15 protein-coding genes are annotated in these 16,302 nt (G+C 52.5%); 8 read left to right on the top strand and 7 right to left on the bottom strand.

What is annotated here, in order from left to right; translation table 11 throughout:
- Positions 1–60 precede the first annotated feature (60 nt).
- Together OES20_15225 and ccoS are read left to right on the top strand one after the other, a co-directional pair.
- Complete coding sequence (locus OES20_15225) at positions 61–2,535, top strand: heavy metal translocating P-type ATPase (GenBank protein MDH3636052.1); 2,475 nt, start codon at positions 61–63, stop codon at positions 2,533–2,535.
- Complete coding sequence (ccoS, locus tag OES20_15220) at positions 2,535–2,720, top strand: cbb3-type cytochrome oxidase assembly protein CcoS (protein MDH3636051.1); 186 nt, start codon at positions 2,535–2,537, stop codon at positions 2,718–2,720. The genes OES20_15225 and ccoS overlap by 1 nt, the downstream gene beginning before the upstream one ends.
- A 98-nt stretch (positions 2,721–2,818) precedes the next feature.
- On the opposite strand, the gene hemN is transcribed toward ccoS, so the two are convergent.
- From hemN to betC, 3 genes are all read right to left on the bottom strand, one after another.
- Positions 2,819–4,210: an oxygen-independent coproporphyrinogen III oxidase gene (hemN, locus tag OES20_15215; GenBank protein ID MDH3636050.1), complete on the bottom strand. Its 1,392-nt coding sequence runs from the start codon at positions 4,208–4,210 to the stop codon at positions 2,819–2,821.
- A gap of 458 nt (positions 4,211–4,668) precedes the next feature.
- On the bottom strand, positions 4,669–6,063 hold the full coding sequence (locus OES20_15210; GenBank protein MDH3636049.1) for an amidase: 1,395 nt from the start codon (positions 6,061–6,063) through the stop codon (positions 4,669–4,671).
- Positions 6,018–7,544 (bottom strand): choline-sulfatase, encoded by a 1,527-nt coding sequence (betC, locus tag OES20_15205; GenBank protein MDH3636048.1) that lies wholly within the window; start codon positions 7,542–7,544, stop codon positions 6,018–6,020. Before betC ends, OES20_15210 begins: the two co-directional genes overlap by 46 nt.
- A gap of 58 nt (positions 7,545–7,602) precedes the next feature.
- Here betC and OES20_15200 point away from each other — a divergent pair, with 58 nt between their 5' ends.
- Together OES20_15200 and OES20_15195 are read left to right on the top strand one after the other, a co-directional pair.
- Positions 7,603–8,337: a beta-lactamase family protein gene (locus OES20_15200; protein MDH3636047.1), complete on the top strand. Its 735-nt coding sequence runs from the start codon at positions 7,603–7,605 to the stop codon at positions 8,335–8,337.
- Positions 8,338–8,371: 34 nt separating this feature from the next.
- Positions 8,372–8,770: a beta-lactamase family protein gene (locus OES20_15195; GenBank protein MDH3636046.1), complete on the top strand. Its 399-nt coding sequence runs from the start codon at positions 8,372–8,374 to the stop codon at positions 8,768–8,770.
- 55 nt (positions 8,771–8,825) lie between these two features.
- Here OES20_15195 and OES20_15190 read toward each other — a convergent pair whose 3' ends face one another.
- Positions 8,826–10,709 carry a primary-amine oxidase gene (locus OES20_15190; protein ID MDH3636045.1) on the bottom strand — a complete coding sequence of 628 codons (1,884 nt, stop codon included), beginning with the start codon at positions 10,707–10,709 and terminating at the stop codon, positions 8,826–8,828.
- A gap of 170 nt (positions 10,710–10,879) precedes the next feature.
- Here OES20_15190 and OES20_15185 point away from each other — a divergent pair, with 170 nt between their 5' ends.
- From OES20_15185 to OES20_15170, 4 genes are all read left to right on the top strand, one after another.
- Positions 10,880–11,548 (top strand): gamma-glutamylcyclotransferase, encoded by a 669-nt coding sequence (locus OES20_15185; GenBank protein MDH3636044.1) that lies wholly within the window; start codon positions 10,880–10,882, stop codon positions 11,546–11,548.
- A 49-nt stretch (positions 11,549–11,597) separates the two neighbouring features.
- The gene (locus OES20_15180; GenBank protein ID MDH3636043.1) at positions 11,598–11,864 is read left to right on the top strand and encodes a hypothetical protein; all 267 of its coding nucleotides are present in this window, start codon (positions 11,598–11,600) and stop codon (positions 11,862–11,864) included.
- 54 nt (positions 11,865–11,918) lie between these two features.
- A complete protein-coding gene (locus OES20_15175; GenBank protein ID MDH3636042.1) occupies positions 11,919–13,634 on the top strand; it encodes a DnaJ domain-containing protein in 1,716 nt (571 codons plus the stop codon).
- Between the two features lie 136 nt (positions 13,635–13,770).
- Entirely contained in the window at positions 13,771–13,962 is a 192-nt protein-coding gene (locus OES20_15170) for an HIG1 domain-containing protein (protein MDH3636041.1), read from the top strand.
- A gap of 112 nt (positions 13,963–14,074) precedes the next feature.
- Here OES20_15170 and OES20_15165 read toward each other — a convergent pair whose 3' ends face one another.
- The 3 genes from OES20_15165 to OES20_15155 form a co-directional block, all read right to left on the bottom strand.
- The gene (locus OES20_15165; protein MDH3636040.1) at positions 14,075–14,308 is read right to left on the bottom strand and encodes a hypothetical protein; all 234 of its coding nucleotides are present in this window, start codon (positions 14,306–14,308) and stop codon (positions 14,075–14,077) included.
- A gap of 202 nt (positions 14,309–14,510) precedes the next feature.
- Positions 14,511–15,188, bottom strand: coding sequence for a hypothetical protein (locus OES20_15160; GenBank protein ID MDH3636039.1), 678 nt, complete (start codon positions 15,186–15,188; stop codon positions 14,511–14,513).
- 261 nt (positions 15,189–15,449) lie between these two features.
- On the bottom strand, positions 15,450–16,226 hold the full coding sequence (locus OES20_15155; GenBank protein MDH3636038.1) for an arginine N-succinyltransferase: 777 nt from the start codon (positions 16,224–16,226) through the stop codon (positions 15,450–15,452).
- Positions 16,227–16,302: the final 76 nt, after the last annotated feature.

The following is a 16,302-nucleotide window of genomic DNA, read 5'->3' as shown; positions in this document are numbered from 1 at the left end:
AGATCAAACGCGAATAATATTAATGTTGCATCGTTCCTGCAATCAGTGATACCCAAACCCATGGATTACAGAAAATCTGATCAATCCGTTGCAGGCTTTACCACTACCGGCAGCAATGACTGTTTTCATTGCGGCTTGCCGGTGCCTGCGGATCTGGACCTCGCGGTTCGCATCGATGGTGTCAGCCAACCGATGTGCTGTCACGGTTGCCAGGTCGTGGCGGAAGCAATCGTGGCGTCGGGTCATGAGAGTTTTTACCGGGTCAGGACCGAGGTTTCGCCAAGCGGACAGGAACTGGTGCCTGAATTCCTGCGTGCAACCGAAATCTACGATCTGCCCGATATCCAGAACCAGTTCGTGCACTCGCTAGGTGCAGAGCTGCGCGAGGCCAGCCTGATTCTCGAGGGTATCACCTGTGCTGCCTGTATCTGGCTGAACGAGCAGTACCTGGCGGGATTGCCCGGGGTCAAGGACGTGCGCGTAAACTATGCCACTCGGCGTGCCCTGGTGCGGTGGGACGATACGCGGATCAAGCTCAGCGAGATATTACAGTCGATCCAGAAGATCGGCTATCGCGCACTGCCCTACAATCCCGATCAGCAGCAGGAATCGCATCAACGCGAGCGGCGCCAGCAGCAGCGCCGGCTCGCGGTCGCCGGGCTATTCGGCATGCAGGTCATGATGCTCTCGATCAGCCTCTACGCCGGTACCTGGTCGGGCATGGAGCGCGGCTTCGAACAGTTCTTTCGCTGGCTCAATCTGGGACTGACGCTACCGGTCGTATTCTACTCGGCAACGCCATTTTTTATCTCTGCCTGGCGCGACCTGACGCGTCGCCGGGTGGGAATGGACGTTCCGGTATCGCTCGCAATTGGCATCGCCTTTGCGAGCAGTGCAATTGCAACCATAAGCGGACATGGAGAGATATATTTTGATTCGGTCGTAATGTTTGTATTCTTTTTATCCGCGAGTCGGTTTCTGGAAAACATGGCACGCCAGCGCTGTGCCGCCTCCGTGGAACAACTGGCCCAGTCATTGCCGGTTGTGACCACCCGCCTGTCGCCGGATGGACTGGTTGAGGAGTCGGTCGCAGCGGCGACACTCGCACCGGGTGATCGGGTGCTGGTTCGGCCCGGTGAGACGGTGCCTGCGGACGGGAAAATCGTCGCCGGTTTTTCGGCGCTCGACGAATCCCTGTTAAATGGTGAGAGTCTTCCGGTGGATAAAAAGGGGGGTAATCGCTTGCTCGGCGGCAGTATTAATGTCACCAATCCATTGCAGATGGAAGTCACGGCCGTTGGCGCAAACACGGTGATGGCGGAAATTCAGCGCACGATCGAACGCGCCCAGGCCGAGAAACCGCCGCTGGCACGCCTTGCCGATCGTGTGGCTGCGCGTTTTATCAGTATCGTGTTGCTGATCGTATTGAGTGTCGCGGTATTCTGGTGGCAGCATGACGCCGGGCGCTGGTTTGAGATAGCGCTTGCGGTGTTAATCGTCAGCTGCCCCTGCGCGCTTTCGCTGGCAATACCAACCGCGATTAGTGCGACCCTCGGCAAGATGCAGTCTGCCGGGCTACTGGTCAAACGTGGCTCGGCGCTGGAAACACTAAACCGGGTAACCCACGTGGTATTCGACAAGACTGGCACGCTGACCGAGGGCAGGCCGAGGCTCGAGCGGATAATATGTAGCGCCGGATTCAGCCGGGAACAGTGCCTGCAACTCGCGGCTGCCCTCGAGGCGCATTCCGAACATCCACTGGCCCGGGAGTTGGTGCGTGAAGCCGGAACCGTTAAGCAAGCTCAAGTTGAACAGGTTACCAGTATCGCCGGTGGCGGCATTCGTGCACGCATCGATGACGACGATTATATGATTGGAAACAGTGACTTTGTTGCCAGACACTGCGATGAACCTGTTCCCGAGGAATGGCTGGCAGAAATTGAACCGGATGCGGTCACCGCGGTGATCCTGGCGCGCACCGATTGTGTCATTGCCATGTTTACCTTCGTCGATGGCCTGCGCGAAGATGCCAGGACCTTGATCGAAGTCCTGCAGGAGAGAGGGAAGTCGGTGATTTTAATGACCGGCGATCGCGAAGCCACGGCGCGCCAGGTGGCCCAGCTTACCGGGATCCAGGATTACCGGGCGCAGATGTCTCCGCAGGCAAAAATGAAAGCGGTCCAGGTGCTGCAGTCCAAATCAGCGGTGGTACTCATGGTCGGCGATGGTGTCAATGATGCGCCGGTGCTGTCCGCTGCGGATGTTTCGATCGCGATGGGCGGTGCCAGCGCACTGGCCAAAACCAGCGCCGATATTGTGCTGACGGCGAATCATTTGCCGACGATTGCGCAGGCAATGGTAATTGCCGTTCGAACCCAGCGCATCATTTACCAGAACATGGCCTGGGCCCTGGTGTATAATTTCGGCGCCATCCCGGCTGCCGCGATGGGAGTGGTCGCGCCCTGGCTGGCCGCGATTGGTATGTCGATAAGCTCGTTACTGGTGGTGCTGAATGCATCGAGGTTGATACGTTAATGGAAATAATCTACCTGCTGATTCCGATTTCGCTGATATTGCTCGGGGTGATCGTGTGGATACTGTTATGGGCGGTAAAGGACGGGCAGTACGATGATCTCGAAGGTCCCGGGCATCGAATCCTGATGGACGAGGACCGGGTTGTAGACAGACAAAAAAATAGCCGGCGGGAAGATGCCGGCTAAATACTCTAAGATGTAGTTAAGAGTAGGAGTCAATAAAGAATTCTAGTGAGCGCCTGAACCGGGTTTATTGATCCACGTCAACTAAATTAGCCTTACGGTTAGACAGTTCTGGAAAATGACCCCGTGACTTTTCCGTCCCGCTGGTAACGGTCAAAGATCATGCAAATGTTGCGTACCAGTAAACGGCCCGCTTCGCGGACGATTATCTGGTTATCGTTAACCTTAACGAGGCCGTCGAGTTCCATCTCCCGCAGGTCCCCCAGTTCGTGTGCAAAGTATTCGCCAAAATCAATTTCCCAGCGCCTGGCAATACGCTCAGTATCGAGATGAAAATGGCAAACCAGGCTTTGAATTATTTCGCGACGCAATAGATCGTCTTCGTCGCTACAAAATCCTCGAATCACCGGTAACTGCTCTCGGTCGAGGCTTTCATGGTAGGACTCGAGGCTGAGCGTGTTTTGACTGAAGTTGTCACTAACGTGGCTGATCGCGGAAACACCGAAACCGATTGAGTCGCATTGCGCATGGGCGGAGTATCCCTGAAAATTTCGATGCAGGTTACCGCTGCGCTGCGCCACCGCAAGTTCGTCATCAGGCCTGGCGAAATGGTCCATTCCGATATACTCGTAGCCCGCGGCGCACAACTTGTCGATAGCGCTATGCAAAATTGAAAGCTTATCGGCCGCATTGGGTAAATCCTCCGCCTGGATACGCCGCTGCGGCGGAAACCGGTGCGGCAAGTGTGCATAGTTATACATTGCGATCCGATCGGGATCTAAATCGATAATCCGGTCGAGGGTTGCGGCAAAGCTTTCCAGGGTTTGATGCGGTAATCCGTAAATCAAATCGATATTGATCGAACGCATGCCATGGCGACGGGCATCATCGATTACCGCCGAGGTTGTCTCCAGGCTTTGCACCCGGTTGACGGCCTTTTGAACTTTCTCATCAAGATCCTGTACGCCGATACTGATGCGATTGAATCCGAGTGCCCGCAGGTGCGAGATCCCGCCTTTTTCGATTACACGGGGATCGAGTTCGATGGCGTAATCCGTATCGGCTTCGGGCTTGAGTTTAAAGTGCTGCGCAATCTTTTCCATCAACTGCCCTGATTGCTGATGCGACAGGAATCCCGGGGTACCGCCGCCCCAGTGCAGTTGGCGAACCTCCCGATCTGCATCAAACAGGCGCCCCTGGATTTCAATTTCACGATACAGGTCCTGCAGGTAAGGTTCGGCACGCTCCTTTTTCATGGTAATGACCTTGTTACAAGCGCAGTAGTAGCAAATCGAGCTGCAAAACGGAATATGAAAATAAAGCGATAACGGTTTTGGAATCGGCTCTTCGTTGCTTTGACCGGCCCAGGTGCGGTAGTCGGATTCTGAAATCTGGTCGTGAAACTCGGTTGCCGGGGGATAAGAGGTGTAACGCGGTCCCGGTTTGTCATAACGGTTGATCAGGTCTTCCTGAAATAAGGGTGCTCTGGACATCAAAAAGGCGCTGTTCATATTTAAAATATAGATTAACTCGCCAAAGCCAATCTGCATTGATCTGAGTCAACTTCGTATTATTAGATGATGGCGATTGCAACGATTGGCTGGCAGGCAAGATACCAAAGTGAATGGTGCCGCTGCGACGACAATAGTTCGCCGTCCGTACTCGCAACGCTTATCACATCCTCCTGATACAAGCGATAATCCCGGTCGCCCGGTGTCGTCGGTTCGCCCGGATGCGCATCCTGATCGCGTCAGGCAGCTTTCTGGATACGCGGCTGGTTTTGCTCGACCAGGTTCTCGATCCTGGTCTCAATTCGGGTAGGCATGCCCAGGCACTAATATAGTGAGCCTTCGTGAGCATGCAAATGTAGGCTAAAAATATAAAGATTTGATTTCAAGTGGTGCAAAACTGCGCATCATTGGTGCACTGCATTCCCGCTTGTGCGGTATTGTCATGTTTTTAATGTGGCTTCGATCGCGGCGGCTAACTGATAGAGTCTATCATCGCGACCGTTGGCAGCGGAGAGCATGATTCCAACTGGCGGCTCGCCGGGCCGGTGACATGGCAGACTGATCGAGCAACCGTCAAAATAGTTGACGGTCGCAGTGTTGCGCAGGCAGCGCAGGTTGACGCGTCGGGCATCGTCCTCGTCATCGGTTTCGGAGATTGCCGGCGGGACACAGGCTACACTCGGGTATAGCAGTGCGTCGGCATGCAGTGACTCGAACTGCCGGTTAAAGGTGTCGACGATCCGATCTCTTTCGCGGTATCGATTCTGCTGCTCCTCGACGCTGATTTCAGCACCAACCGACATGCGCAATCCGACAAACGGATCGTATTCATCGAGGTGCTGTTGCAGCATTTCGCGATGATGTTGCCAGACTTCGTAGACGACGATCGGGCGTTCCCGGAAAAAATCGTCACAGTGATCGAGCACCGGCATTGCGGCCTGACGAATGTTGACTCCGGCAGCAGCGAGTGCATCGACCGATCGTTCGAATGCACCTCGCACTTCGGCATCCAGATCTTCCATTACGCGCGCTTCGGGAATGACCAGCTTGATCATTTCGAGATTTGCCGGTTCCAGTCGAGGGAGCTCAGCGGCAGGTTGCGTCCTGGCGCACATCAATTGATCCAGGATAAAGCAGCTGTCGACATCGACTGCCAGCGGACCCGGTGCATCCAGCGTGGGTGATAGCGGATAGATTCCGTTAAGCGACATGCGTCCATGGCTGGGCTTGACGCCGACAATACCGTTGAAGGCGGCTGGAATGCGGCAGGAGCCGGCGGTGTCGGAACCGAGTGCGGCCACGACAATCCCCTCGGCGACGGCGACCGCGCTTCCCGAAGACGAACCGCCGGGCAAACGGCCGGTTGCACGGTCCCATATCGACAGGGGCGTGCCATAGTGCGGATTTTTACCGATTCCCGAGAATGCGAATTCACTCATGTTGGTGCGACCCAGAAACAGCAACCCGGCGGCGCGCAACGGTGCCACGACCTCGGCGTCGGCTGCTTCGGGTTGTGCATAGTGCTCGCGCACGGTCGAGCCTGCCAGCGTTCGTTCGTTCCTGACGTTAAACAGATCCTTGAGCGCAATCGGAATGCCGGCGAGCGGTGACAGCGATTGTGATTTCTTGCGCGCCTTGTCAATCGACTGTGCCAGGTTCAGGAGACCCGGGTTAATCGCGGTAAAGACCGAGTCTGACTGGTTGGCCAGCGTTAGCGCCTGTTCAACCAGGCTGACTGAAGACGTTTCACCGCGACTCAGCGCCTCGGAAAGTGTGCGCAAACCCGGCATCATGTCTTCGGGAACCGGTAACCGAGGATATCCTGGTAAGCCCACTGCGAGTAAATCTTGTCGGCACGCAGGCAATGTTGTTCGAGTTCATCGGCTGGCGTGTAATCCCAATCCTGGAGCTTGCCCTTGGCAAGTGCTTCGCGCAGAAACAGCCGCCGACGTTGGCTGGCAAAAACTTCACGCGCCAGTGTTTCGACGTCCCATTGCTGTTGCACCAGTTTTGACAAGGTCTCGCGTTTATCTCCGTATTCAGGATTTTCAATCTGGTTTAGTTGTTCATGTGGATCTTTTTCAAGATCGAATAACTGTTCGGGATCGACCGCACTGTAAACGTATTTTACCTGCCCCTGCCTGGCCATCAGCAGCGGGGTGGTAGAACCTTCGGCGAGATTTTCAGCGTAGACAGGATGATCCCAGGCTGATACAGAATCGGTCGTCAATCCCCAGAGGCTGTGTCCCGCCGCCGGCTCAACCAGGTTCGATTGCTCACGATCGCCCGCGATTTCAAGTAGCGTGGGGAGCAGGTCTACCAACGAAACGTTTGCACTGACGCATCGATGATCGAGCTGCGGGTGACTGATGATCAATGGAACCCGACAGGCTTCCTCGAAGAAGGATTTCTTGTACCAGAGCCCGTGCTCACCCAGCATTTCGCCGTGATCGGAGGTCAGCAGGATGACGGTATTGTCTTGCAGGCCGGTTTCTTTCAACACTTCGAGTAACTGACCGACCAGGTCATCGACATAACTGACCGAACCGTAGTATGCGTGTCGTGCCACGCGCACCTGTTCCTCAGTGGGGGGATTGCCCGTGAGCGCGTACTGTGCCATCAGGCGCAGGCTGTAGGGGTCCATGTCCCCCTGCGCGGTGTTCACGACCGGCATGTCGATATCGTCGTGCCGGTAGCGATCCCAGTGCTCGGGCCGACATTGAAATGGATCGTGCGGGTGAGTAAACGAAGTGAACAGCATGAAGGGCCGTTCATCGTTGCCACGCGCCAGGTCGTAAATCTTGCGTCGAGCACGATGACAGACTTCATCATCGTATTCGAGCTGCACGTTGCGCAGACAGATGCCGGCGTCGGTGAACGTCACCGCGTCGTTGGCAAAGCTGGGTCGCACCTCGGTCCAGTCACCGGTCCAGCCGAAATCACCAGGGTAGATATCTGTTGTCAGCCGTTGTTCGAATCCGTGCAGTTGATCCGCACCGACGAAATGCATCTTACCGACCAGGCAGGTCTGGTAGTCGAGATTGCGCAGGTAATGGGCAAAAGTAGGAATCGACGAAGGAAACTCCGCCCCGTTGTCGTAGGCGCCTATGGTCGAGGCCAGCTGGCCCGCCAACATCGAAAACCGGGATGGTGCACACAGCGGAAAATTGGTATAGGCGGAATCGAAAACGGCGCCGCTGGCAGCCAGTGAGTCCATGTGTGGCGTACTCGCGATTGGATTCTGGTACGCCCCGATAGCGTTTGCCGCGAGCTGGTCCGCCTGGATTACGAGTATATTAGGTCTGCTGTTATTCATTGTTGTCTCGGACTGAATTCAGGTTGTCGTCGATAGCTGTAAAAGATATCTTGTTTGCATGCATCGTTTGCTATCCTGTCTTGTGCCACTACTATTGCTGGGTTGTTCCCAGGGAGCGCCGGTCAGTTTAGCTAATTCTGCCGAACAGCGCGATGATGGTTGGACAACCGCCACGTTAGAAGCCAGCGGTTTCGACGTCGGAAAAATACGACAGTTAAATCAGCGTCTTGAGACGGGGTGGCATCCAAATGCACATATCTTGCTGGTCGAGTACGACGGTAAGCTCGTCTATGAGAAATACCTCGCCGGTAAGGATGAAAGCTGGGGGATCTCGATAGGGCACCGGGAGTTCAACGAAAATAGTCTCCATGATCTGCGCTCGATTTCAAAAAGTGTCACCTCATTGCTGCTGGGTATAGCTCTAGGTGACGAATTCGATAGTGCCCTGTCACGCCCGATCATCGATTTTTTTCCCGAGTTCGCGAACCAGGTAGCACCTGGCGTTGAACAAGTGACCCTGCATCATGTGCTGACCATGACCGCGGGTTTCGAATGGAATGAAATGGAGGTGCCCTATTCAAATCCCAAAAACGATGAGATCAGCATGTATTACGCCCCGGACCCGGTTCAATTTGCGCTGACCAAACCGTTGCACAGCAAACCGGGTGCGCGCTGGTACTACAACGGTGGTATGACTATGGTGATTGCCGCCTTAATCGAGAAAATCAGTGGTCAGCCCTTCCTCGAGTTTGCCCGTGATAACCTCGCTGAACCCCTGGATATTTCTGACTAAGGACGTCGAATGGCGCGGCCTTGGAATCTGGCGCTTGCGGTCGAAACTCCCTAGCGCGGCAAGTGGCTTGCGCGCCACTGCCCGGGACCTCGCCAAGGTTGGGTCAATGGTGCTTAACCAGGGACGTTGGAAAGGGCGGCAAATTGTGCCGCGGGAATGGATTCAAATCTCCACCAGGCGCCACACCGAACAGACTTTTTCGATCTGGAGTTTCGATGGAATTTACGGTTATGGCTACCAATGGTGGCACGGTAACTTCAACGGCGAGTATGGTGACTTTACCGCGATTACCGGCGTAGGTTATGGCGGTCAGCGACTTTTTATCATTCCTGACAAGAAACTCGTGGTGACCATATTTGCCGGGAATTACGGAAATGGAATTTGGCGAATGTCGGAGCAGGTACTGGCCGAAATCGTAGCTGCCGCACCTTGAGGCTCGACCATCGCGAGTGAACCCAGCTTGTTCCTTGCGGACTTTGATATCCTGTTCAGGACTTGCGCGGCACGTCCATGGTTGGATTTTCGTCGAAAAATCCGTCCGGCATCCAGTGAAAGCCGGCATAAACCACGGGCTGCACCGGCCAGTCCTCGGGTCTTGGCCAGTGGTGATAGTTGACCGTGTGCCAGACCACGATGTCTTCATTGTCGATGTCGCGATCGGCCTGGGTCCATTTCGGCAATCCATCGCCGCCCGCATGCTGATTCGGAAACCAGCCGGCAGGGTAGAGTTCGTCGGCGGCGTAGCGAGTCACCCACAGATGTTTATACATAAAGGCGGCGCGTTGACCGATCGAAGAATCCGGTTGTTGAAACGGAAAGCTGTTGGTCCCGGGCAGCAACTTGTAGGCAACCGGTTCACCATGGCAGTTGTGGACATCGGGATTGAGCACGCGCCAGTAGCGGGAGGCACGCGCATCGATTTCTCGCTGTGCCTGCAGCTCAGTGGTAAAACGCGTTTCCTTGGTGTGGATAGCATTACCGTAAGGATTGGAGTCACCAGCGGGTGCTGCAGAGAAATTGATTTCACTGACGGAATTGCGTTCGCCGTCAATTGCCATATCGAAACGAAAACTGAACACGTGCTGATGCACGTGCGATTCGATTTGATTGCCAATATGACGGCCGTAAGGACTCGGTTTGCCGTTCTCGAGCGCGGATGGAAACGGAATGCCGGTTGCCTTGACTTCAACGCCGATGGTCCCATCCAGGTAAAAGTACCAGAAAAAGCCATAGACATAATTGCCGATCGTTGCGAGTGACGAGACTACCAGTCGGCGCGAGCGTGTCACTGTAGCTTGCTGCGCCGAGGGTACCGAGTATTTCCACAGGATTCCGTAATCTTCCTCGTGCATGCAGACCGCATTCTTGATCAGGCGCGGTTCTCCGTGCCAGTCGTGGGTCCAGATGTCGAAGTAATGAATATGTCCCAGGCAATCACAGCCGAGCGCGAGCGAGTCGAGCGAAACGCCAATTCCGTGCTCACCGGTATCGAAGGCGTTGCGGCGAAAATTTGCGTCACGCGGGTCGCCATAGGGAACCACCATCTCGGCCATCGAGGCACGTTTCATGAGTGGGCGCAGCCGACCCTTATCATGGATACCGATATCGTAAAGTACCAGGCCATCGCGTTGTGCAAAACCCACCTGCAGTTCCCAGTCGTGCCATTTGACATGATAATCGTCGACTTCAAAGCTGGGTCCGTCGGGTTGGGTGATCGAGATTTCGGTCAGGTCGTTACGCTGTCGCTGGCGTCGAATCGGGCCAGGGTCGGGCGGAATCGGCACCACGCCGAAGTCGTCGATACGAATGATTTCGCGCTTCGCCAGGTCGAACACTGGATGCAGGTTGGCAATTGGTCGCGCATAGGGATTGTCACCAGCATCGTTCATCAGCCAGCAATGACCGTAGGCAATGCGACAATCCTGTTCTTCCGGGCTGCCGAAGTTTCCTGCGGACCAGCTTTCAATCAGTACTCTCGAAGCATCGTCGAGGCCGCGTTTCTTCAATGCAGCGAGAAAACGCCGATCCTGCCGCGCCAGTTCGCAGGCCATGACAAATTCGTCGGGCACAATGCGCGCCTGGACACCCTCGACATGATGCCAGTCATGTAACGCATCGGTTTCGAGAACAACCAGTCCAGCCAGCGTACGGTTGCTGGCGGGCTCGTAGCAGCAAACGTATACGCTGCGTTGCCCCGAAAATCGATCAGATTCGTCGAGGCTGACGGTTTCGAACCAGGCGGAATCATCCAGTCCGGCGTCGCGTCTAACCACGCTGACCGTCTGCCTGATTTCTGATTCGTTCAACGGCGCCTTTAACGGATTCATTAGTCTATCCTGGGTTTTCTGATCCGATGTTACCGAAAACGCCAGTCATAACGAAATATAAACTCGAGCAATGTGAGTACTGCACGATTACCTGCTGCACCGAAGCGCCGTTGATCGCGAGGATCCGTCAACGAACGGAAATTTGATTCCCGGGAATTGACCCAAATAAACTAACTCAGTATCTTGCCACCGGTATCTAGTCGAGCGAGCGCAGCATGCATCGTTATCTGATTTGGCGATTCCTGTTTGAAATCTGCAACATCAAGCGCCTGTTTGGCCACGGACCCGAACAGGTTAAATACCTGGCTTTCGGTGCCAATCTGAGCGACACGATAATGAAGGAACGGCGAATTACGCCATTCGCGGTTAAACACTTTACACTCAGGGATTACGGCCTGCGTTTTGATCACCCGGCGCCGTGGTCGGGCTGTGGATACGCGTCGGCAACTTATGCGCCCGGTGAGATACTTCACGGTTATCTCTATACCCTCTCGGGCAGAGATGCGGTTCGCATGGATTTCTACGAAGCGGTACCCGTATTGAGAAGGTACCGCCGTACTTTTGTCGAGCAGGATGGGGAAACCGTTTATTTTTATCAGACCAACCTCTCCACCCCGAACCTGAAGCCCACGCCTACCTACCTTGGATATATTGTCGACGGGCTTGATTCGCACCCGGGTGCCAGCGATGAATACCGCCGGTCGCTCGCCGCTACCGCAACCTACGAGCCCGCGAAACTGATTTCTTATTATCTCTGGAGACAGCCTGAAGATCGCAGTCCGTGGCTGCGATACCCGATTGGTTGGTATCAGCTATTCGTGCTGACTGTATTTCTGACGATCCTCTACCGGCATTCACTGACGGTCCATTTTATCCGGCACTGAATCCCATCGGCTATAATTTGCTTACCGCAATAGAATTAAGCCATAGATCATGCAATCCGTAGACAGTTTAAGTGAAGCAGCGAAAATAGCCTACCAGGCTTTTCTCGATATGAGCGATAGTAAGACAGCACATTATAGCTGTCTGCAAGCAATCGAAACTAAATACAAGTCTGGTGGCGTACCCAGTGTCGAGGAAAACCTGGAGTTGGAAAAATTACTCGCCTGTCACGATAAAAACGTAATGGCGTTTAAAACGGCAATGGCTGCGGTAACAGACAGTGATGAAAAAAATACTCTGGTTCGCCTAATGTCCTAGATTTAATCGTCTAAGGTTACACTCACACATATTGATACCACAGCACACTAGTTCATGAATCCCTACGAAATTCTTGGTGTTTCAACCGATGCCACCGATGAAGAAATAAAAAAGGCCTACCGCAGGGAAGCCATGAAATGGCACCCGGATAGATGTGACAATTCATCCGAGGCCAGGGAACGATTTCATCAGGCTGCCGAGGCTTACAAAATACTATCCGAAAATCGTGCCAAAAGCGGCAACGGTGAACCTGAATCGGGTTCTTACTGGGAATACCGCGATCCGGATTCAGAACCAGGGAAATCTGATAGTTACTCCGGTTTCAAAGAAGAGCATAACGATACGGGAGATAAATACGCCGATACAGTTTTCTGGGAGGTAATGCTCGATTATGCGATCAAGCTGGCACAAACCGGAATGAGCGAAAGCAGAATCGCGATCAAGATCACGCAAAACGGCTGCCCGAAAAAACTAGCCGCTGTTATCGCAGAAAAAGCGTTTAATATTCATGCGCATTACACTTCAAGTTCGAGTAAAAAGCGCAAATCACGGGCGAATAAATCGACCTTTAAAGAGGACAGGCTGGAGGCCGAACTACACCGGGCTTTTGTGGGAGAGCGAAATTTTCTATGGAGTCCGAGAGATGCCGCTGAATACTATATGGTCGCATTCAGCGAGTTCAAGCAATCGGTAAAATTCAATCCCTTGTCGAGGATTAACGCGAACAAACGCCTGATGAGAATTCTCAACTTCTCAATCTTGTTGTTCGCCGTGATCGTGGTGGCGATTCAGTTTTATCCGGGACCGTCCGAATACAAGCTTCTGCCTGATATAACGATGCTCCAGGTCCCGTTTGCTGTGCTAGCGCTGATGTTTGTCTGGACTCTGTACCGGAAACTCTGGATCTTTACATTAATCCTGTGGTTGGCCTATATGCTAACGCTTACTTTTTATAATTCCTACATGCCGCAGGCACTGAACAGTAATCTGGTCTCCTTATTACTGGTAGCACTGGTTTGTTTCGCACCATTTATTTTTGTCGCGCTGTTCGCCAATTATTTCTATTACCTGAAAGCACAAAGCATGATCAGGTCCGCTGACAAAATGTTCGACGATCAATTGAATAAAATTATCTGGATTAAAAACAGGGCGGGAACATCCAGCATGGCTGCGTTTATGTTTATGCTGGTTTTCGTTTCGTCGATGGTGTACCTGGCGCCCCGGAAAGCGGAGTTTCCAGATATATTCAGTTTAAACCTGCCAGGCATGGAGATTGCCAGGGATGATCCCGCTGCCGAAAAAATCAAACTTCGACTGGAAAAGGCAGACGTGTTTTTCAAGGTTGCAGAATCACATTTCAAGAAAGCGTCACCTGATTATGTGCAGGCAGAGGAGGCGTATCGCACTGCCGCGGATCATGGGTCTTTACTGGCCGCATACAAGCTGGGGTACATGTATTACACGGGTAAGGGCGTAGTCCAGAATGATGACGCAGCATTTGAGTATTTTCAGCAGGCGACTAGAGCACCGCTGGCATTTCAGACAAACAGTCTGCAGCTGACTACTAAATTTTTAGCTGAATCCTATAACAATCTTGGCATCATGTACCAAACCGGACTTGGCACGAGAATAAATTTAAAAAAGGCAGAGGATATGTACAGCAAAGCTGTCGAATTCGGCTCCAAAAAAGCCAGGCGTAATCTTAAAACAATAGATACATCAGGCTTTATCACTGAACGTAAGCAACTGGTCAATCCCACATATGATTGACTTTCGGAATGCTTGAATTTGTAGGTTATTTGCGAGCCGAGCCACGGTGAATTCAGTTAGGCTTCATTGACCCCCATCAAGAATTACCCAAATAGGTTCATTAAAATTAAGAGGACATCATATCCGGAGACAGGTTATGGACATTCTGAATGTGGTAATAGTGGCTGCTCTTTTGATGACCGTAGGCTTGATTGGTACAGGTATCTGGTCAATGGCCCATGGTGGCGAATTTGATCGGAAACATTCAACCCAATTAATGTTTGCAAGGGTTGGTATGCAGGGAATTACATTTTTGCTCCTGTTGCTAGCTATATTTCTTGCAAACTAATCGTTAAAGACGCTGTCAGCACGGGGATTAACCAGGGACTGGTGGCTTTTCATAAGCATTGAAAGGCGAGCGATTGATTTGGGCTTATCGATACTGCTCGATACACCAGGCGTTATCTGATCAGGGTATTTTCTCTGACTTCTTCCAGCTTGTCTTCAAGCTGTCTGATGGCACAGCGAAAATATTCCAGTCGCTCAGGTCGATTATCCTTGCGTTCAATGTTTTCAAGAGACAGGGTTAGATCCTTGATGGCCTTCAAGATCCTGATTTCTTCAACCGTAAGGTCAAAGTTTCTCAATCTGGAGCGATCTTTTTGAGAATCATTGTCTGATTTTGAAACATTCATTTCTCTTTACCATTGATTAGGTTGCGTTTAGATACTGCTTTCTCCGGGTTCCTGCTAGTACCTATATAGCTAAATACGGCTATATTTCGCGAAAAATCATCAGTTATCGGATGGTCGGTAATTCTAAAATGGCGGAAATACGGGGAAAAAAGGGGATTAGACGAGGTCTCTAGCCCGTTTTAGACGCACGCAATCCGTTGCTTTATTCGAACCCGGTCGCTTGCAGATGTTTGATCTGGTCGCGCAGCGGGGCTGGTGTAAAAGCGATTGCGGCAGCATTATTCTGTACGGCCTGGGCGCAGACGGCGAGACTGCGCATTGATTCCGGTACATAACGCAGGGCCAAACCCGACTTCGATACCGCAGTAAAACAGATTTTCTTGGTGAGCAGCGCTTCGGGTATGCTCGCAATGATTCGGCTGTCGACCTTGTGAATCATGCGATCGAGAAAGCCGTCGTCCCAGAAAACTGCCCAGGCTCGAAAAAATATGTCTGCGTAATGGCGCTTGGTCCTGGTCGGGTCGAGTTCGAGCCGTTTCAAGGCTTCTCTCGACAGGCGACCTTCCAGATATTCGGGTTTATGCCGGTTCCGGATTAACTGCCATTGGCGCCTGGACTCACCGATCGAGTACAGGTTTTCAGCCAGGTCGAAAACTTCCTGGGTTACCGCGTAACCTGGCAGTTTGTCGACCTCGTCAAGTCCGCATGCGACGATAATTTGCGCCACCTGAATCAATGAAACATCGGCCTTTTTACACAATGCCGACAAATCGTATGCGACACCGGTTTTGACATACTCGGCCAACAGGCTCGCGTCCAGCATCGACGGCGGCAGATTTCTGACTTCCGTGGCCAGGTTCCTGGTATTGGTATCGATCATTTCCCGTTTCTTTAGCCTGGCAACAGAAAGACTGCAAAGCCCAATCTTAGCAGATCGGCATTATCGGAATGATAAGAGCGGACACTCAAATTCTTGAAATCAGGGGTTGCTTCCGATCCAAAAAAGGACTCTCGAACCCGTTCTTAACTATACTTTACGTGGCCACTTTGGCTGACTGCATGCGCTAGATCAGGTTTCAATATTCGGTATCTTGAATTGAGTGGTTTGATTGAGTTCAGAGCCAGAATATTTACCATTGATCTACTCCTTAAGTTGGATCAGTAGCCTGCCGTCCCTCACGTCGATCTTCTTCACACCCTCGTTAAGGGCCTGCCAAAAACCGCCGGCCTCACCAAATTCCTGCACGAGATCAACATTTTTTATATTGCCAATCCAGGCATTGGGTAGCGGTACACCCCAGACGCTGATGCCCTTGAGCACTGCGCTCGGTTTATTATCGACCAGGCGTAGCTCCATGCCGCCGGTGACCTTGATCGTCTTGCCTCCCAAGACTGGGAAATCAGGATCAACATCAACCAGCAGTTTGGCGCTGACCAGATTGTCCGAGAGATCGATGGCCAGTTTGTTGGCTAGCTCGGTGTTTTTGGCCAACAAGGCATTGAGTTCCCGTTCGCTGAATTCGACTTCACGGCTGGCGCCGACCTCACTATAGGCTTCGGGTTCAATTGCCTCTTTTTCACTTGGCTGCGAGCTCCCACCGAGCAACTTAATTTTTCGGTCCAGGGTTTGCTGTTGTTCCTGGTTAAGCACTACCGGTTTGAACTCTGTCGGGAATAGCCAGGTGGTCACGGCCCAATAACCGACAGCCAGCGTCACTGCCACAGTAATCACAACAATGCCAAAGGTTCGCCAGCCGTTATGTTGCTGCCGATCAGGAGGAGGATCAGCCGAAGGGTCTGCAGAAAGTTGCTCAGTAGCCATATGTCTGGATTGTTCCAAAAAGTTTAATTCTAAACTCCTTAATTTTACTTTTGTTGGAATAGGTCGATTACAAAACAAAATATAACACGCGAACATGTCATAAGTACTTGTCCGGTAAAGTAATTAACAAAAAGTCACTTTTTAGACGAGTTTTTGAAATTGAGTTGTGCCA

This window comes from Gammaproteobacteria bacterium, assembly GCA_029862005.1.
In the GTDB taxonomy this organism is placed as follows: domain Bacteria; phylum Pseudomonadota; class Gammaproteobacteria.
The sequence above is the reverse complement of the archived record's forward strand: the minus strand, read 5'-3'. Positions and strand labels throughout refer to the sequence as shown.